This window comes from Ottowia flava (assembly GCF_008017535.1).
Lineage (GTDB): Bacteria > Pseudomonadota > Gammaproteobacteria > Burkholderiales > Burkholderiaceae_C > Ottowia > Ottowia flava.
On record NZ_VRUA01000014.1, the window covers coordinates 79,796 to 95,196 of the forward strand.

At 58.9% G+C, this 15,401-nt stretch carries 23 protein-coding genes and 1 pseudogene; 4 read left to right on the plus strand and 20 right to left on the minus strand.

Going from position 1 to position 15,401, the window contains the following annotated elements:
- Positions 1 to 443: 443 nt before the first annotated feature.
- The 20 genes and pseudogenes from FVQ98_RS14085 to FVQ98_RS14170 all read right to left on the minus strand — a co-directional run bounded on the left by FVQ98_RS14085 (position 444) and on the right by FVQ98_RS14170 (position 11,593).
- Positions 444 to 701 carry a hypothetical protein gene (locus tag FVQ98_RS14085; RefSeq protein WP_147914088.1) on the minus strand — a complete coding sequence of 86 codons (258 nt, stop codon included), beginning with the start codon at positions 699 to 701 and terminating at the stop codon, positions 444 to 446.
- Between the two features lie 74 nt (positions 702 to 775).
- Positions 776 to 1,006, minus strand: a pseudogene (locus FVQ98_RS14090) (RNA-guided endonuclease InsQ/TnpB family protein); the annotation flags it as partial.
- A gap of 17 nt (positions 1,007 to 1,023) precedes the next feature.
- Entirely contained in the window at positions 1,024 to 1,515 is a 492-nt protein-coding gene (locus tag FVQ98_RS14095) for a hypothetical protein (RefSeq protein WP_147914090.1), read from the minus strand.
- 3 nt (positions 1,516 to 1,518) lie between these two features.
- Entirely contained in the window at positions 1,519 to 2,031 is a 513-nt protein-coding gene (locus tag FVQ98_RS14100) for a hypothetical protein (protein WP_147914091.1), read from the minus strand.
- On the minus strand, positions 2,028 to 3,998 hold the full coding sequence (locus FVQ98_RS14105) for a phage terminase large subunit family protein (RefSeq protein ID WP_147914092.1): 1,971 nt from the start codon (positions 3,996 to 3,998) through the stop codon (positions 2,028 to 2,030). The genes FVQ98_RS14100 and FVQ98_RS14105 overlap by 4 nt, the downstream gene beginning before the upstream one ends.
- Positions 3,985 to 4,551, minus strand: a complete 567-nt coding sequence (locus FVQ98_RS14110) for a terminase small subunit (protein WP_147914093.1) — start codon at positions 4,549 to 4,551, stop codon at positions 3,985 to 3,987. Before FVQ98_RS14110 ends, FVQ98_RS14105 begins: the two co-directional genes overlap by 14 nt.
- Positions 4,552 to 4,660: 109 nt before the next feature.
- Complete coding sequence (locus tag FVQ98_RS14115; protein ID WP_147914094.1) at positions 4,661 to 4,912, minus strand: hypothetical protein; 252 nt, start codon at positions 4,910 to 4,912, stop codon at positions 4,661 to 4,663.
- Positions 4,909 to 5,487 (minus strand): recombination protein NinG, encoded by a 579-nt coding sequence (locus FVQ98_RS14120; protein WP_147914095.1) that lies wholly within the window; start codon positions 5,485 to 5,487, stop codon positions 4,909 to 4,911. Before FVQ98_RS14120 ends, FVQ98_RS14115 begins: the two co-directional genes overlap by 4 nt.
- Complete coding sequence (locus FVQ98_RS14125) at positions 5,484 to 5,939, minus strand: recombination protein NinB (RefSeq protein WP_255507786.1); 456 nt, start codon at positions 5,937 to 5,939, stop codon at positions 5,484 to 5,486. Before FVQ98_RS14125 ends, FVQ98_RS14120 begins: the two co-directional genes overlap by 4 nt.
- The gene (locus FVQ98_RS20145; protein ID WP_255507787.1) at positions 5,932 to 6,306 is read right to left on the minus strand and encodes a hypothetical protein; all 375 of its coding nucleotides are present in this window, start codon (positions 6,304 to 6,306) and stop codon (positions 5,932 to 5,934) included. The genes FVQ98_RS14125 and FVQ98_RS20145 overlap by 8 nt, the downstream gene beginning before the upstream one ends.
- A 165-nt stretch (positions 6,307 to 6,471) precedes the next feature.
- On the minus strand, positions 6,472 to 7,080 hold the full coding sequence (locus tag FVQ98_RS14130; protein WP_147914097.1) for a hypothetical protein: 609 nt from the start codon (positions 7,078 to 7,080) through the stop codon (positions 6,472 to 6,474).
- Positions 7,077 to 7,283, minus strand: coding sequence for a hypothetical protein (locus tag FVQ98_RS14135; protein ID WP_147914098.1), 207 nt, complete (start codon positions 7,281 to 7,283; stop codon positions 7,077 to 7,079). The genes FVQ98_RS14130 and FVQ98_RS14135 overlap by 4 nt, the downstream gene beginning before the upstream one ends.
- Complete coding sequence (locus FVQ98_RS14140; protein WP_147914099.1) at positions 7,280 to 7,804, minus strand: endonuclease domain-containing protein; 525 nt, start codon at positions 7,802 to 7,804, stop codon at positions 7,280 to 7,282. The genes FVQ98_RS14135 and FVQ98_RS14140 overlap by 4 nt, the downstream gene beginning before the upstream one ends.
- Positions 7,804 to 9,177, minus strand: a complete 1,374-nt coding sequence (locus FVQ98_RS14145; protein ID WP_147914100.1) for a replicative DNA helicase — start codon at positions 9,175 to 9,177, stop codon at positions 7,804 to 7,806. The genes FVQ98_RS14140 and FVQ98_RS14145 overlap by 1 nt, the downstream gene beginning before the upstream one ends.
- Positions 9,174 to 9,959: a hypothetical protein gene (locus tag FVQ98_RS14150; RefSeq protein WP_255507788.1), complete on the minus strand. Its 786-nt coding sequence runs from the start codon at positions 9,957 to 9,959 to the stop codon at positions 9,174 to 9,176. Before FVQ98_RS14150 ends, FVQ98_RS14145 begins: the two co-directional genes overlap by 4 nt.
- Positions 9,956 to 10,159, minus strand: a complete 204-nt coding sequence (locus FVQ98_RS14155; protein ID WP_147914101.1) for a hypothetical protein — start codon at positions 10,157 to 10,159, stop codon at positions 9,956 to 9,958. Before FVQ98_RS14155 ends, FVQ98_RS14150 begins: the two co-directional genes overlap by 4 nt.
- Positions 10,159 to 10,365: a hypothetical protein gene (locus tag FVQ98_RS19905; RefSeq protein ID WP_222707610.1), complete on the minus strand. Its 207-nt coding sequence runs from the start codon at positions 10,363 to 10,365 to the stop codon at positions 10,159 to 10,161. Before FVQ98_RS19905 ends, FVQ98_RS14155 begins: the two co-directional genes overlap by 1 nt.
- Position 10,366: 1 nt before the next feature.
- A complete protein-coding gene (locus FVQ98_RS14160; RefSeq protein WP_187265746.1) occupies positions 10,367 to 10,600 on the minus strand; it encodes a hypothetical protein in 234 nt (77 codons plus the stop codon).
- On the minus strand, positions 10,597 to 10,947 hold the full coding sequence (locus FVQ98_RS14165) for a hypothetical protein (RefSeq protein ID WP_147914103.1): 351 nt from the start codon (positions 10,945 to 10,947) through the stop codon (positions 10,597 to 10,599). The genes FVQ98_RS14160 and FVQ98_RS14165 overlap by 4 nt, the downstream gene beginning before the upstream one ends.
- A 259-nt stretch (positions 10,948 to 11,206) precedes the next feature.
- Positions 11,207 to 11,593 carry a hypothetical protein gene (locus FVQ98_RS14170; RefSeq protein WP_147914104.1) on the minus strand — a complete coding sequence of 129 codons (387 nt, stop codon included), beginning with the start codon at positions 11,591 to 11,593 and terminating at the stop codon, positions 11,207 to 11,209.
- Positions 11,594 to 11,625: 32 nt separating this feature from the next.
- Here FVQ98_RS14170 and FVQ98_RS14175 point away from each other — a divergent pair, with 32 nt between their 5' ends.
- The 4 genes from FVQ98_RS14175 (at position 11,626) to FVQ98_RS14190 (ending at position 15,355) form a co-directional block, all read left to right on the plus strand.
- Positions 11,626 to 12,546 (plus strand): S24 family peptidase, encoded by a 921-nt coding sequence (locus FVQ98_RS14175; protein ID WP_147914105.1) that lies wholly within the window; start codon positions 11,626 to 11,628, stop codon positions 12,544 to 12,546.
- Positions 12,547 to 12,576: 30 nt separating this feature from the next.
- On the plus strand, positions 12,577 to 13,179 hold the full coding sequence (locus FVQ98_RS14180; RefSeq protein ID WP_147914106.1) for a hypothetical protein: 603 nt from the start codon (positions 12,577 to 12,579) through the stop codon (positions 13,177 to 13,179).
- A gap of 122 nt (positions 13,180 to 13,301) precedes the next feature.
- Positions 13,302 to 14,105, plus strand: a complete 804-nt coding sequence (locus FVQ98_RS14185; protein ID WP_147914107.1) for a DUF7946 domain-containing protein — start codon at positions 13,302 to 13,304, stop codon at positions 14,103 to 14,105.
- Between the two features lie 878 nt (positions 14,106 to 14,983).
- A complete protein-coding gene (locus tag FVQ98_RS14190; RefSeq protein ID WP_147914115.1) occupies positions 14,984 to 15,355 on the plus strand; it encodes a hypothetical protein in 372 nt (123 codons plus the stop codon).
- Positions 15,356 to 15,401: the final 46 nt, after the last annotated feature.

The following is a 15,401-nucleotide window of genomic DNA, read 5'->3' on the forward strand; positions in this document are numbered from 1 at the left end:
CTGGCAAGACGTGTGCTCCTCAATTAAGGATCACCGGTCGATAGACAAAAACTATCGTAACACGATGCCGATAGCAAGACCTCTGCCTGTGACTTACCTAAAGGCCCTCTTTTGAGGTTGGCGTCTGATAGGCAGGGTTCTCGCGGTCTTGGGGCCTATTCCAAGATCGGCAGCATGCTTTATTTATCAGGTGCCCGTATCGTGGGCGAATCGCTTATCCCTTGCGGGCGTCAATTGGCAGTTTCCTGTTTATCGCTTGCCTGCTGTAGCTAGCGTCCCCGTCTTGCCAGTAGGGAATCCGGTTTTTGATGGTCTGCCCCGGACATGGGCCACTCACTCTGCGCGCATCGGGCGCTGCGGTCACACCGCAATGAAAAAGCCCCGGCAACTTGCGCTGCGCGGGGCTTGGTGGCTATGACAGCCAGATAGCAGGAATGTATCGTTTAGCTGGGTGGATTGTCACCCGCTAAGTTGTCACCTGTTTTGGTAACGCGTGCGCCCGTTATCGCCTTCGGGTCGCGCAGCCACATCGCCATGGCTTCTAGCTGGTCGGCGGTAAAAACGCCGTCAAGCAATATCTCGAAAGGTGGTCGCCACTCGCTATCCACAAATGGGTCAAGGCAGGAAAGCTGGCTTGGCGGGTCTCCCCTCCCCCACCCGCACAGCAACGCTAGAACGGTTTTTGCTTGGTCATTGGTCACCGCAGATTCTCCCGGCTTTGATAGGTGTTGGCTTGACATCCTCCCCGCCCTGAATGGCGAGGATTCCTACGGCGTCACGCATGGATCGCTCCACACCCGATCGCTTCGGCGGGTTCCTGCTTCGCAGGGGCTGCGTTTGGGTTCTTTGCAGAACCCGCACGTCTGACGTCCCCTCCACAGGCCATGACGCGGTGCCCCCGCGCCAAAACGTTGAGCGCGCCAACATGGTCGGCGTGCCCCTCAAAGTCGCAAGCCAGGCATTTGAACGACGCCTGGCTCGCTCGGTTGCCCGCGTGCACGTGCCCACAAGCCGGGCAAGGCGCTACAACGCAATCTGCGTCCCATCATTGAGAATGGCTCTACGAAGTTTTCTATCAACACGCCCAACAATGTCCGTTTTGCCCTCGATAGCCAAATCTCCCTTGCGCGTCTCTTTATAGATTATCCCGTTGTGTGAAAAATGCGCCAACTCGTCAAGTGGCGGCTTTACCTCCGGTGTATGCGTGTTAAATCGGACAGGGTAGTCCTTGAACTTTTGCTCCACATCTCCGTTGTCGAACTTGACGATCGGCACCTCTCGGTTGTCCACGCCCTCTATAAGATTGCGCGCCTCCATCCACATGATGAAAGCCCCGAAGTGTTCCGCCAAGCTATCTAGATACCCCCTCTCCCGCAGCTTCTCTAGCCATTGCATCTCTATTACTTCGTAATCTAAATCTGTGACTGCGCGAACGACAGCGCCCAACTCGCCGTATGAGTCATTTACATGGTCATTGACCTTGAAAACAAATATTTGGCCTTGCTTAATAAGCATTTTTCAGTCCTCCGTACAGTAAGCCAGCCGCCCCGCCTGAAACTCCGCCCTTGTCTCGGCAGCAGCCTGTTCCAGCGACCCCATCGACCTTGCGGCATCAGCGCGGAAGTCAGACACAAGCGTGTAGACGTGCTTTCGGCTGACGCTCAAAGCCCCGGCAATCAGCTTCACAGGACGGACGCGGTTCAAGTAGTACAGCAAGAAAGCCTGCCGCCCAAGCCCTTGCTGTTGTGCCATCACTGCCGTATTGAACAGCTGCATCTGCGCATCCATCACCCCATCGCGCCCGACTGAGGCGGTCGCTCTCATGGGCGCGGCCCAGCGAGCAATCGAGTTGATCTGCAAAGGTTTGGGCGAGCCGATGTACTTGCGGGTGTGGCACCAGAGCGCCCAGTCCTCAGCAAGTTCATGCAGCCGCCTTTCCTCCGCATTACCGCGAATCGACTCGATTTCGTCTTTCTCGACCGGCGCAGGCGCCGCATATCGGATGTATCGGCCTTGGTCTTCATTGCTCACGGTGCTACTCCTCTGGAACGAATGCGGCGTGCGGGCCTGACAGCGTGTGTCGGCTGGTGAATAGGCGTTGGTGCTGCGGCTGGTTTGTCTTTGGTCAGGGCGCGGCGAATTGATTCCCACCTGTCGGCGGGCATGCGGTTGAGCTTCAACGCTAGTGCTGCGTGCAAGGCGTAGTTGCGAAGGTCAAGTTCCTCGTTTCGCGCCCGAGTCTTGACCCACTTGAACACGTCACGTCCGTTCACCTTGGCAAGAATTCGCTTCTCGGCTGTGAGCTGGGCGTAAAACTCGTCGTCCAGGTCTTCGCTGAAATGGACGTAGCCGGGGCCGGGTTCTTCGACCGACAACTGACCCAGCAGCAAATCTTTCGCAGCGTGAACGCCGATTTCCCAGCGCTTGATGCCGGACGGCACTTTCTGGCCCCGGTAGTTCACATCCACCGGAACGGCAGAGTTCAGGATGGGCTTTTCTTGGTAGCTGGAACCCTTGCCGATCATCAGCTTGGGCAGCTTGTTGGTGTCACGCATGGCCCAGGCGTAGACCGCTTGGGTTTGGTCGCCAGAGTCGGCTGTGATCGCGGAAATTCGGATGAATTCGCCCAGTTCGTGTGGGTAAACCTGCTGCAGATAGGTGGTCACAGCGTCCCAATCGCCCTCAACCGTTGGGTTGCCGTCGATCCGAACACGATCAACAACCCACGATTCCATGCCCGGCCCCCAGCCCCACACGGTGATCTGCCACCAGGTGCGCTGCACGTCCACGGCTGCGGTTAGGACAAGGGCGCCAGCAGGCACGGTTTTGAGGCTGTAGGGCTCGGCTCTACGTTTGAGTTCGCTTTCGTCGCCGCCTTCGCCAACGAGTTCCCAAGTCTCGCCGCGCGTTTCATTGACGAACAGCTGCATCGGGCCTTCGTTGCCAGCCTGTAGAGCTTTTTCGGCTTGTTCGTGCTCCTCGGCAATGCTTTCCCAGCTTCGCTGAGGTGAGTACGCGGCCCACACATGGACGCCGAGGGTGCGAGGCGGTTCGCATGGAATTCCGTCTTCATCGAGCCACTGACGAGCCGAGGTGTAGCGCTTACCAGTGCGCTCGCACACCCAATCTCCCTTTGGCGGCTCGCCTGCGACCAGGTAGTCAGACTGTTTGATGGACTCCAGGCAGTGTGGACACACATGCCGAACGGTTTCAGGCTGCCCCGGCTCCCACATCAGACCGGACTTCTTGCCCTGCCCAAAGGTCAATGGGTGCTCTACTCCACAGTGTGGACACGCAATGTTGTAGCGGACCAGGCCAATGGTGTTGGACAACGCCCGCTCGACATGGCAGATGCCCTTTAGCCGTGGCGTGCTGCCGCCGATGAACTTGGGAAACGGTGCGCCTTCAAGACGGCCCTTTGCCAAGCCTCCAGGATCGCCCGCTTTCTCAATCGAAATATCGAAGGCTGACCATTCGTCCAAGATGGCGACGGCGACGGTGATGCGTCGGTAGGCGCGGGCAGCTTTACCACCCAGGACGTGCAGGCTGCTGTAGCGAAATCGCTTGAGCGCGATGGTTTCGCGGTCTTTGCCCCTGCGGCACTTCTTCACCGCTTCGACACCGTTCAGCACCGGGTCGATTTCCGACTTGACGTAGCTGTCGCGATCGTCGTCCGTGGGCTGCCAGAGAGCCACGTTGCGGCGACGGTGGGCGATGTTGTACGCCACGAAGGCGGTGATCATCTTCGAGTAGCCGACGCGCTTGGACTTGCCAACTACCAAGTCCTCGATCCGGTCGTCAGACATGAAGTCCAAGATGCCAATCTGGAAAGCCCACGCTTGCCAGGCACCGCGCTGCTGGCTGCTCTCACCGGCAAGAATGAAGTTCTCTCGCGCCCAGTCGGCCAGGGCTTCGGGCGGGTCGGCGCGCAGGCCGGTTAAGCCCTCAAGGACGGCCGCCTTGATGGCGGCGATGGCTTCTGGCTCAAACGGACGCATCGTCGCCCTCGCCCTCGTCTTGGCCCATGTCTTCATCCAAAGACTCGGACACCAGAGCGGCTGTGCCACGCACCCAAGCGTTGCGCGCGTTGTTGATGACCCTTTGCACAGTTTCAACTTCGCCCGGCCTCATGTCTGGGCAGGACTTGCGAACCATGTTGGGCAATTGGTCGAATTGGTCGGCCACCGCCACCGAAGCCGATGCAAGCGTGTTGGTCAGAAGCTCAATTGGCGCGAATTCCCCCCTGGCCACTGCGTTCTTAATCTCTTGCGCCTCGCGCCGGGAACGATCCAGCTGGGCCTTTTCTTGCTGCGGATTCAAGTCGCCATCACCATCAGACCGAATGACCTGTCCGCGATTGCTTGCCGTCTCGCGCAGGCGCGCGCAGTAGGCCAACAGCAACTCGCCGTTGGTCTTCGGGCTGCCAAGCCGGTTGTCGGAAAGCATGTTGGCGATGGCCTGACGGGTTACGCCGACCAAAATCGCCACATCCAGCGCGGAAGGTGGGGCATTCAGCTCAAAAACATGAGTTTCAGTTATTTTGAGTGCCATCTATCGAAACAATTGGCTATAAAGAGTCGTGCAACAGGGAAAGATCGGGGTGCGAATCACTCGCGTGCCCCATACTGGGTAGAGGTACCTTGACGGGGGTACCCCACCCCTACCCCCTCGCCAGCCGGGTGGCATCGTCAAGCGCCACCGTCACGGACGACAGCCGCAGTACATCGCCCTGCATACGACTGAGCACGTCGCCCACACCATCGAGGCACGGCGCTGACCTGTACGTCCCACCTAGGAAGGTGTGGGTCTCAGTAATGAGATGCGACGGAAGCGCTTCAAGGCACTGCTGTCTGGCCTGACGCAGTGCGTCGATGTATCCATTGATCACTACCGCAAGCTGCTCATTGGTCATGTCTGATCCTTCATGTGTCGATTCCTAGCCCGGTATTCGTCCCGAATGGCCCTTACTTCGTCGCGTGTCCACTTGCGGACGGTGTTGTTGGCCTCCAGCGATCCCACAGCCTCCAGCCCAATGCGGGCCACAAGGCCAATGCGATAGTCAACAGCCCTGCCCGCGCCGTACCTATTGCAGTGCTTCGTTTGTCCGTGGGCGTTGGATTCGGTGTAACGCAGATGTGGAGCGCTCCCGACTGAGCGGTAATGTCCGCAGTCAAACCCTCCGCCAACTTCAGACGGATTAAGCGGCCTTCCGCAGCAAATGCAAGGCTTGTCCTTGTCTCGGTTTCGGATGAACTTGTTGAACTCAATCTGAGCCTCCTTGTGCAGCTGGGGCAATGTCTTGTTGGCTTCCTTGCGCTTGCGTGTCTCAGCCCGATCCTTGGCCGCCTCTTTGGCTTCACGCTTGCCCCGCTCTGACACAGCCATAGCCTTGGCGCAATCCACGCTGCACGCCTTTTGCATGGGGCGAACCGGAATGAATTCGGCCTTGCATACCTTGCAGCGCTTGGGCTTGGGCTGGCGGGTCACGCAATTTCCCCAGTCTCTGGGTCAACCCATTGCACCGATTCGCGCAGTTCAACCCCGTTGGACGCGCAGAACTCCAGCGCGTACTCAATCAAAGATGAACCACGCGCACGGCTCATGCGTGCCGTGGACTCTCTGATATTCACAAACTCACCCTCAAGGCCCGGCACGATTTCAGCGCCCTGCTTTGTCGCGACGGCATGGCCGCTGACCAACAGCACCTTCCATTCGGCGGCAGTGCGCGGCTTGCCAGCCCATGCCAAACGGGCGCGGGATATGTCCGAGCAGATGGCATGGAACTTGGCGTTCTGCTCGTTGCTGCGCGTGTCTGGCCGCAGCTCCAGCACAAGACGGTGGCCGGCCATCAGCAGAGCCTTGGCGCGGTGCCATGCGGTGTTGATGGCCTGGTAGCCTTGTTGGGCGTTGATCAGGCGCAGGGAGATGCGCTCAGCCACCAACCCACTCCGACGACTTGTGGCACTTCGCCTCGCCCAGCACCTGAACAACGGTGTAGCTGTAGCCCTTTTCCTCGGACAGCCGCAACGCTTCCTGTTTGGCCTCCTCTGCCAGGCTGTACCGGCGACCATCTACCGGCGAGACGATGGCCACGATGGCGAAGGGCTGCAGGCTGTCCGGGTTTTGGACTACAGCTTGGGTGGGGTGTAGTCCAACCGCATGGCGGTAAGCGACTGCCCGCGCTGTGTCCCAGCGAACATCGCGCGCCAAAGCGGTAAATGTTGCTCCATCTTGAACCCTGATCTCCAGCATGGCCGTCCCAAACACAGGGCAAAACGGCTCTTTCCACTCAATCCACTCATTCATCCTGCTTCCCCTCAATCTCTTCCAAGCGTTGTTTGACCGTTGCGTACAGACCCCGATACAGCTCGGGCGCCTCGGCTTCCATTTCCTTCACCCTGTGGCTGACGTAGTGCCTCCAGCCGGGTTGTTGGGCTAGGTGGGTGTAGTGGTCGGCAGCTTCTTGGCATGTCACGCCGCTTCCCGGAAGTGCTCCGCGTTGCCAGCGAACAAGGAATTGATTGCTGCTGCCTTTCGCAACTGCCTGCGCTCTCTCAAGCGCTCCGCATTGCTCTTAGCCCCTGGCCTGGCAGGCTCGTTGGCTGGTCTGCCGCCACGGTTCAGGGCGTACATGGGGCGGGCTTTGATGCCCGTGTAGCCTTCCTCCCAGCCTGCGATGCGGATAGCGCCGGACTCGTGAAGCTGCTTGAGCAGTTCTCGCATGGGGCGCGGCTCCAGGCCGACTTCCTCAACAAAGTCATCCAAGGTGTGCAGCCCGTCCAGGCGCTTGATAAGCATTGCGAACGTGACCGCACGAACCCAGTTGCGCTGTTTGGCGCTCACCTTGTAGGGTGGTCGAACGTCCTTTCCGGGGCCGATCTTGTAGATCAGCACGGTCTTGCGTCCATCCCCTGCCCTACCTTGAACCTTACTGACGTGGCAAGCGCCCAGCCGATGCCACGTTCGCACGTAACAGAGCGCGGTTTGCGGGTGCAGGCCGGATTTCGCGGCGGCCTCAGTCAAGGTTCGCGTGCCGTCCAGAAGGCGGATCAGGCGGCCAATTTGCTGCGCCTTGCTCATGCGGACACCTTTGGTGCCGCGTAGTAAATCTCCTTGCCGCTGCGCCGCTTGACCAATTCACCGGCTTGGACCATCTGGTGGATTGCCTTGGCAGCAGTGACGCGGTGAACGCCATACCAACCGGAGAATTGGGCGGTGCGCATTTCTCTGCCGGGGTTGTTGGCAAAGAAGTTGCGGATGCGGGTGCGGGTTGGCTGGGTCATGCGCACCTCCCAATCCCATGCGATAGCATCAGCCGATCAACCATCTGGCGCGGCACGCTTTTCTCGAGCGTTTCCTCATTCATGTCGCGGATGCATTCGGAGCCAGTCAGGCGGCAGACACTCCACCCCAACTTGCGCAGTTCTTCATCGCGCGAGGCATCCTTGGCCTTGTCTTGGTGGTATGCGAAGCCGTCACACTCAACAGCAACCTTGGCGACCGGATTGCCGAAGTCCACAAAGAACGGGCCTATCGGGTATTGCGGATACAGCACAGCGTCTGCCGCTCGAATGTCGTGCCACAACGCCCGCTCTATGTGGGTGAACACATTCAGCCAATCGACTTCGTAGGGGTCGATGCCCCACTCAGCACGACCGGCTTGCTGAATCTCTCTGTCGGCTGCCCTGTAGAAGTTGCGCAATGCCTGAAACCGCACGCGCGGGTCTTTCGACTTGATGAGCTTGGCATAAGGGCGGCGCTGGATTTCGGCTTCAATAGCCTTGTGTATGTCGGCCATGTTCATCACTCAAACTCCTCATATCCGCGCTTTGCTTTGGACGGCACAGCGTGGCTGGGGGCTGGCCCGCTCCAGCTAGAGAACCTGGTTTGCTCGCCTGCGTAGTGCAGATTGATTTGCCCGGTACGGCCCTGGCGGTTCTTCAAGATGCATAGGTCGGCGTGAACCTTCCAGGTGTCGCCAAGGTCGGGCTTGTCCACGACTTCCCGATGCAGCCCAAACACAATGTCGGCGTCCTGCTCGATAGACCCGGAATCGCGGAAGTCGCTTAGCATTGGCCTGCGATTCATTCGCTGCTCGATGTTCCGGTTCAGCTGTGCCAAGGCAATGACGCAGATGTCCAGCTCCTTGGCTAGTGACTTCAAGCCCTTGGTCACTTCCTCGATTTGGTAGGCGCGGGACTGCTTGCTGTCCAAGCCCGTCATCAGGCCGATGTAGTCCACCACCAACACGTTCAAGCCATGCAGGCGGCGCAGGTTGCGTGCCTTGGCGCGGACTTGGTTGATGTTCAAGCCAGACTGGTCAGTCACGTAGAAGTTGAGCGACCGGGCCAGCTCAGCACCCTCGAGTACGCGATCCCATGCCAAGCCTTCACCCTTGTTCGGGCGGATAACGCTGGACAAGCTGACGCGGCCCAAGATGGCGGTCATTCGGTCGCGCACGTCGCGGTGCGGCATTTCCATGCTCATCAAGGCGACGGAATAGCTCGAGGCCATGTGCAGGCCAATCGACATACCCATAGCGGTTTTGCCGTGGCTCGGGCGCGCACCCAGCACCACCAGCGACCCGGGGCGCAAACCACCCTCCAGGTAGTCGTCCAAGTCGCAGAGCCCGGTCGGCCATGACTTGATCTTTCCCTCGGCACGGTCTTCAAGCACCTGTGTGTGCTTCAACATGCCTTCGTGGGCGCCGATCCATTCGTCACGTGGGCTGTCGTCAATCAATCGGGCCAACTGACCCTGCGCGGCCTCTACACGCTCTTCAATGCTGCGGTGGTTGTCATGTGCCAGCTCGTAGACTTCTCGGCTCACAGCGGCCAATTGGCGGGCCTTGTAGCGCTCGATCACCAGTTCTGCATGGCGTCGAATGTTGGCTCCACTGGGCACGTACTGCGCCAGAGCGTTCAACTCGCTCAGCTCTATTTCGTTATTCAGGCCGGAAAAGACCGTCACCACATCGGCTGGCTTACCTGTGGACAGTTGGCGAGCAATCTCGTTGAACACCGTGCGGTGCGTGTCGCTCGAGAAGTGCTCCGGGCGCAGCGCGTCGGAAATTCGATCAAATGCTGCGTTGTCCAGCAACAGGGCGCCGACAAGGCTGGCCTCGGACTCTAGGCTGGTCAGCTCGGCAGTCGCGTAGTCGTCAAGACGCGCGTTCATGCTGCGGCCCTCGCCTTCTCGATCACCTGCGTTTTGCCTTTGTCCGTCAGCAGGAAATCCAGGTCACAGCGCCAATTCGCGTGCTGTCCGGTAGGAGGCGTGCGGCCCATCAGGAAATCGTTGTCCCGCGCTCGGGCGAAGTACTCGCCGATCCAGCCAAGCGCTTCGGAGCTGTTGGTTGCGCGCGGCTTGCCGTCCGACTTTTTCGCCGTCAGCACCCACGTCCAAAACGACTTGATGGCCTTCTTTCGCTTTTCGGTCATCAGCCGTGCAGACGGCAGCTCGGGCAGTGTTTCGTTGTACAGGTCAACAACGGCTTGGTATTCGCACGGCGGCTGTCGGTCAGTCGGCAGACTGACGATGGCGGCGCTTGGCGACGTATCTTCTTTATCTGTATCTGTATCTGTATCTGTATCTAGGGCGTTACTGGAACGTTTCACTTCCGTTTCATGTAACGTTTCACTTGCCTTGTTCTTGTTGCGATAGGCGCGAACCCTGTCTGTGCTGCTATCACTTTTGAACTGACGCTTGTCCCAATTCAGCAGATTCCAGGCGTCATCAATGAAGCCTTTTTGCATGAAAAGAGCCTTTGTGTCCGCCAATTCGGAATCGCTGATTCGGAGGTGAAATGCAAGCTCCGTTTCATGTAACGTTTCAAGAACGTTTCCGCAACGGAGGCACATCAGCATGATCAAGCGCCGCTGCATGTGCTCGGGCATGATCTGCACCTTCGGGTCATTCGCGAACTCGGCATACAGCCGAAACCAAGCGTTGGCACTCACACCAGCCCCCTTGCCTGCTCCATGGCTCGGACAGTTGCGGGCGAGCGCATAGCCGTCAGGCGCGCCCGCTCCACGTACAGCGAACGAACCTCAGCCTTGTGGAAGTCCGCCAGGTCGCAGGCATCAACCACTAGCTCCGCGTGCCGGTTGATGCGCGCGTCGATAGCCGCAATGTCCTGCTCCAATTCGGTCGCAGTCATCAGCAACCACGCTTAGGCGCCTGCCCGAAGTACCGATGGAACCGCGTGCCTGTGATCGGCTTCTTGACGATCGTCCAGCCGCGCGCCTTGAGGTCGGACATGCGCTTATGTGGGCACACGGTCTTGCACACGATCATGATTTCGTAGGCTGTGGTGCCGCGTTTGCGGGCCAGCAGCTTTGCGAGTCGGGATACCTGTGTATGCATGTCAAGCCTTTGAATAAACACCCATGTGCGGCGCCCGTGCCTTAGCCCGGAGTTCCTCTTGGCGCTTGTTGCGGCAACGGCGGCAGACCATCCGAGTGCCAACAAACCCGGCGAGCGTCTTGGTTTCGCCACATTGCTGGCAGGTGCGCGTTTCCTGGGGCGTCGCACCCAGATGCGCCGTGAAAGCGTTGCCATGCGACTTGATGATTCGGGTTTTGGGCCAGTAGACGTTCACGCGGCCATCCTTTCGGCTTGCATTTCTTCGAGCACGGTCAGCTGGGATTGCGCTGCCAGCCACTGAGAAGCGATGCTGTTGCCCACGAACGACTCAAAGGCCGCGATGCGCTCGGCAGGCAGGCTGCGGCGCGTGGGCTTGTCGTCGTGGTGGAAGTAGTCGGTGACGTGCTGCACAGTCATCCCCGTTTCAGCGGCAAGCTGTCGGAAGGTGGCGTAGTGCACACGCCGATGTGCCCAGGCCAGCCGAACGGCTTCCCGGAACGTCTTGGCCTGAGCCACTACCGAAGTAGGAGCTACGGAAGGCCCGTTGATGCGCCCCATCAGGGCGAGTTGCTTCTGTTCCATGGCTGTCCCCATGAATAAATGCAATCGGAAAAGTGAAAATCACTCGTTCCGTCACCAGTCGTGCTGGGTCAAAACTAAGGGCATGACGACGACTCGAAATCAAGCCTTTTCGACGCACCCGAACACCACCGGCCCGGAGGGGGACAGCCCTGCGCAGGCAGGCTTTGTGAACGGATGCGTCGAAAAGACCCCTGCCATTGCGGCAAGGGAAATGCCCGCTGAGGGAACCGGGCACGGAGGGATGGGGATGGAGGCGCACTTAAGCGGCCTCCTTGGGGGAGAGTTCGGAGCGGCGAGGAGCTACGAAGTTCGGCGTCACGAACTTCGCCTGTTTGCTGGTGAACAAGCCTTCACCTACAGGCAGAGCAGGGCCGCGCTTCTTGTTGCAACTCCGGCAAACGGGCTCTACATCCAGGGGCCTGTTGTAGTCACGATGATCCCAATCGAGGGCCTGCTTCTTGCAGTCGACGCACTTGTAGTGGCGTGCAGGGAGCATGCGACCCGCCGCGATCTCGCGTTGGACTGCTCGGTAGGCAGCGCCCGCTCCGTTGCGAAGGTTCGCCTCCGCAGCACAGCGGCCAAGGCAGTAGAGCGTGCCGTAGGGGCGGAAGCTGATGTCTGCGCCACAAATGAGACAGGATTTCATGCTGCCTCCACTGGCTGCGGCAGGGAATCGAGATGAATCTCACCTCGATCAATCGCAGCGAAGAAGTCCAGCAATGGCTGGACGGTTTGGACCCGGGGGTTGTCCCTGCTCCCGTAGACAAACTTGCGGATGAAGCTGGCGCGAACACCGCTCGCCGCAGCAATGGCGTCGAATTTCGCGGCACCAGCATCACGAAGCCGCCTTTGCAGGTATTCCGTAATAGGTTCGATGTGGCTCATATTCATACCGATTTCGGTTTGATTGTGCCATACCGAAATCGGTACCGCAAGGGGCACCATGTAGATATGAAGCAGTCCGACTTAAACCCAGCGTTGGCCGCCAACTACAAACGGATAGCTGCGGGACGCGGCATCGGCGTGGTTCGGCAGGCTATGGCCGACGTGGGCTTGTCGATAGGCGGCGGAACACTTGCGCGGATCGCTCACGGAGATCCCGGTGTGCGGATCGCCTCCCTGGAGAAGTTCGCAACCTTCGCGCGCACCGACGTCGATTCCTTGCTGCGGATGCCGGGGGTAGACGATGAATTCGTGTCGATTGACCGGATCGACGTTTCTGTCGGCGCAGGGCCGGGCAAAGAGGCGGTCGCCCACGAGACGATTGGATCGCTCCAATTCCGCTCTGATTTCTTGCGTGACTGCGGGATCACCAAGCCGCAGGACGGGAAGATCGTGAATGTCTCGGGAAACTCGATGTACCCCAAGATATTGGATGGCGCCGTACTGCTGATTAACACATCCAAGCGCAAGCCGGTGGACGGCGAGGTGTTCGCGTTCGTCCACCATGACGAGGGCCTGATCGTGAAACAAGCCCTAAAAGTTGGCGACGCCTGGGTTGCGCACAGCCTGAACCCCGACAGCCACGACATACCCATTGGTGAGGGCAGCCCTGCCCACATCATTGGTCAGGCCGTGTGGATGGGCGCCAAGCTATGATGTAAGTCGATGTATCTATTGGGAGGGGATATGCGCAAAACCTGCCTGAAGTGCAGTCACCTGAATCTTGAAGCCACCGGCAGCATCGGGGAGCAATGCCCGAAATGCGGCGCGATCTACGCCAAAGTTGATCGCTATGTCGCGGAGCATGGCGTTCTGGCGGTACAGCGGCGCCCGACTGGGGCGGCCAAGGCACAGCCCGTACAGCAAGAGGTCGCCAGCGAGGAAACGCCAGCGCAGGGGAAAAAGCGAACACGCCCCGTCGTGAAGGCGCTCGCCGTGTTTTTCGCCCTAGTGCTGTTCATCGTGTTTTACGGCGAGGCCACAAAAGGCCCCGCGCCCGCTCAATCGCCAGCGGATACCCAGGCGGCTGGCGCGCTGCTCCACTGCCAAACGGCCATCCGGCGCGCCTCAAGGAACGCACAGCGCGCCGTTGTTCCCAGCGTGCCGCAATCATTCCCTTTGGATGCTGATCAGTATGGGTTTGAGTGGAAGAGCGGTAGCGGGCTGCAATTGCAAAACGGATTCGGGGCTATGCTGGACACGTATGCAACCTGCGTCGTTTCTAAGCGCGATCTTGAGATCGACTGGCTAGAAATCGGTAGCGAAACAGTGGTTCGCCGCGCGAAGTAAAGTCCCCGCCATGTACCGCACCACCAAGCGCCGCCTGGTCAGCCTGTTGTACTGGCTGCCGGTTTCAGCGGTGGTGATGCTGGTGGTGTGGTGGGTGGTGTAGGTCAAACAAGGTCGCACGCATGATTGGCAAAGTAGAAATCACCTACGACGGCAACGATGCCGAGCGCCATGTCATTGATGCGATGGAGTTGTCGGAGTCGCTTGGCGGATTTGCGCGCATCCTTGCCACGGCTGGGCACTTCGCGATCACGGGCGAGTTCGTTCGCAAGCTGCCAGCGCAGAATGCTCGTGTGTTCGTGGCAGAAGCCGAACCAAAGTGCTTTAATCTGCTCTATGAAGTATGGGAACTTGCCAAGCAGCAGCAAGTGTTCCAAGGCTTCGCGGGCGCCATTCTTGCCGCGCTCGTTGCCTACATCGTTGCCAAAGCTGCCAACAATCACGAAGAAGTGAAGCATCTCGCCGCCGCCCTTCAAACCGCCCTGTCAGCCAATGGGCAGCGCGAGCGCGAGCTTGTTGATCGAATGTTCTCTACTATCGACAAGATGGCTGATTCGCTCAAACCAGCAGTCAAGCAGGCTGTGACGCCCATAGGTGGCAGCGCATCGCAGATCACGGTGAACGGAACCGTGTTCGACAGCGAAGACAAGGCCGCAATCATGGCGCTGGCCTCCAACGAGGTCACCGATGAACGCCCCTGGGCTGCGGTCATCACGGAGCTGGATCGGGAGAACGCGACTGGCAAGGTTCGTCTTGCTGGCGACGATGAAAGTCGAGTTCCCATCAGCATCACCGACCCACTGTTTCGTGTGCAAGCCAACCCCTACTTGTCGGCCTTCATTGATGGCACGCCAATCACCTTGGTTGGAAAGGCCGAACTGAACGACGGAGACATCCGACGGTTGTTCATTTCCAACGTCGGCTAGATCGCCTCCACACCACCCCCACACAACCGCCTTCGGGCGGTTTTCTGTTGCCTGGGCGGGGTTTCTGACTGGCGGGTCAGTAGTGCACGGAAAGTTGGCGCTGTAGCTAATTCACATCTTGTTTCATTTGGCCATACCGAAAACGGTTGCGCTGCGTACCGTTTTCGGTACAGAATACACCCATCGCACCAACAACCAGTTGGGCGACGGGCCAAGTGATCGAGCCGAGCCGCAGGGATCGTTAACAAGCAGTGAGATGTGATGGGTGACGCGGAGCCTGGGCTTGAATGGCAATCCGAGCCGCACAGACGAAAGGAGCCCTTTGGCGTGGCAATGCGGTGGAAGTCCGAAACAGCCATTGGGACGACGTTTGAGGTAGGTGTGGGCAGCCTGCCCACCCTTCACATCTCATTGCGCCGAATTCCTGCGGATCACCAGCCTTAGTTGGTGGCAGCTCTTAGATGAGTAGTGGGCACAAACCGGGAGTGGGGTAGCTCCGAATCCGGGTGAGGCGGTGCGGCCAAGAACCAGAGCGCACCAACAGGCGATGCACAGCGGATAGATGGCCGCTCCCTCTCGCCTGCTCCACGCCAAAACGTGGGCCGCATGCCTCGCCACAGCGCGGGGAGGAAATGCGCACAAGTTGTTGATAGGCGAGTTACCCGGACAAAGGAGGCGCACGGCGCGCGGGGTACTTGGGTTTGGCGAGCCCTTAACGCATAAGTGAAGCCGATAACCACGAAGCCTCAGAGCGTCATAGCTTGGGCATGAATGCGTCCCTTATGGAGCCGGATTGCGTAACCGGCACGCCCTTCACTGAGGGGCAAAAACCAAGGGCATCCAAAGGGTGCCTTTCGTTTTTCAACCAGGAGAAAACAATGTTCGCAGTCATTGACACAAAGGGTGCTAACCGCATCGTCATCAACATCCCGCAAGAAGGGGCCGAGAAGTCCCTTCCAGCACTTGCGCGAATGCTGGAATCCAATGCGATTTTTATTCAGCAAAGCTGGCGTGAACTCACCTTGCAAAAGCCGGAGATGTCAATCGTTCTTGGGAATGAATATCGAACAGATGGCGAAGATGTTCTTGCAATCCAAAGCGAAAGCGCTGTTATCTCCGATGACTTTGTGAACGCAACGCCTGCCGTCCTTGTCAGCAACAAAGCAACGATGGATCGGCAAGAAGCAGAACTTAAGAAGGCCCGTGCTGAGTTGGAATTTTTAGGGAATTATATACTTGACAAACCCTAACCTGTAGGGCACACTACAGCCATTCGGAGCAAACGACATGGCTGAC

What these genes read in the sequence shown, in the direction of transcription:
- FVQ98_RS14155 (WP_147914101.1), bottom strand. Translation starts at nt 10,159, where the DNA reads ATGACTGCGACCGAATTGGAGCAGGACATTGCGGCTATCGACGCGCGC.
- FVQ98_RS14105 (WP_147914092.1), bottom strand. Translation starts at nt 3,998, where the DNA reads ATGCGTCCGTTTGAGCCAGAAGCCATCGCCGCCATCAAGGCGGCCGTC.
- FVQ98_RS14165 (WP_147914103.1), bottom strand. Translation starts at nt 10,947, where the DNA reads ATGGAACAGAAGCAACTCGCCCTGATGGGGCGCATCAACGGGCCTTCC.
- FVQ98_RS14095 (WP_147914090.1), bottom strand. Translation starts at nt 1,515, where the DNA reads ATGCTTATTAAGCAAGGCCAAATATTTGTTTTCAAGGTCAATGACCAT.
- FVQ98_RS14185 (WP_147914107.1), top strand. Translation starts at nt 13,302, where the DNA reads ATGATTGGCAAAGTAGAAATCACCTACGACGGCAACGATGCCGAGCGC.
- FVQ98_RS14175 (WP_147914105.1), top strand. Translation starts at nt 11,626, where the DNA reads ATGAATCTCACCTCGATCAATCGCAGCGAAGAAGTCCAGCAATGGCTG.
- FVQ98_RS14170 (WP_147914104.1), bottom strand. Translation starts at nt 11,593, where the DNA reads ATGAAATCCTGTCTCATTTGTGGCGCAGACATCAGCTTCCGCCCCTAC.
- FVQ98_RS14110 (WP_147914093.1), bottom strand. Translation starts at nt 4,551, where the DNA reads ATGGCACTCAAAATAACTGAAACTCATGTTTTTGAGCTGAATGCCCCA.
- FVQ98_RS19905 (WP_222707610.1), bottom strand. Translation starts at nt 10,365, where the DNA reads ATGCATACACAGGTATCCCGACTCGCAAAGCTGCTGGCCCGCAAACGC.
- FVQ98_RS14115 (WP_147914094.1), bottom strand. Translation starts at nt 4,912, where the DNA reads ATGACCAATGAGCAGCTTGCGGTAGTGATCAATGGATACATCGACGCA.
- FVQ98_RS20145 (WP_255507787.1), bottom strand. Translation starts at nt 6,306, where the DNA reads ATGAATGAGTGGATTGAGTGGAAAGAGCCGTTTTGCCCTGTGTTTGGG.
- FVQ98_RS14135 (WP_147914098.1), bottom strand. Translation starts at nt 7,283, where the DNA reads ATGACCCAGCCAACCCGCACCCGCATCCGCAACTTCTTTGCCAACAAC.
- FVQ98_RS14190 (WP_147914115.1), top strand. Translation starts at nt 14,984, where the DNA reads ATGTTCGCAGTCATTGACACAAAGGGTGCTAACCGCATCGTCATCAAC.
- FVQ98_RS14140 (WP_147914099.1), bottom strand. Translation starts at nt 7,804, where the DNA reads ATGAACATGGCCGACATACACAAGGCTATTGAAGCCGAAATCCAGCGC.
- FVQ98_RS14145 (WP_147914100.1), bottom strand. Translation starts at nt 9,177, where the DNA reads ATGAACGCGCGTCTTGACGACTACGCGACTGCCGAGCTGACCAGCCTA.
- FVQ98_RS14130 (WP_147914097.1), bottom strand. Translation starts at nt 7,080, where the DNA reads ATGAGCAAGGCGCAGCAAATTGGCCGCCTGATCCGCCTTCTGGACGGC.
- FVQ98_RS14180 (WP_147914106.1), top strand. Translation starts at nt 12,577, where the DNA reads ATGCGCAAAACCTGCCTGAAGTGCAGTCACCTGAATCTTGAAGCCACC.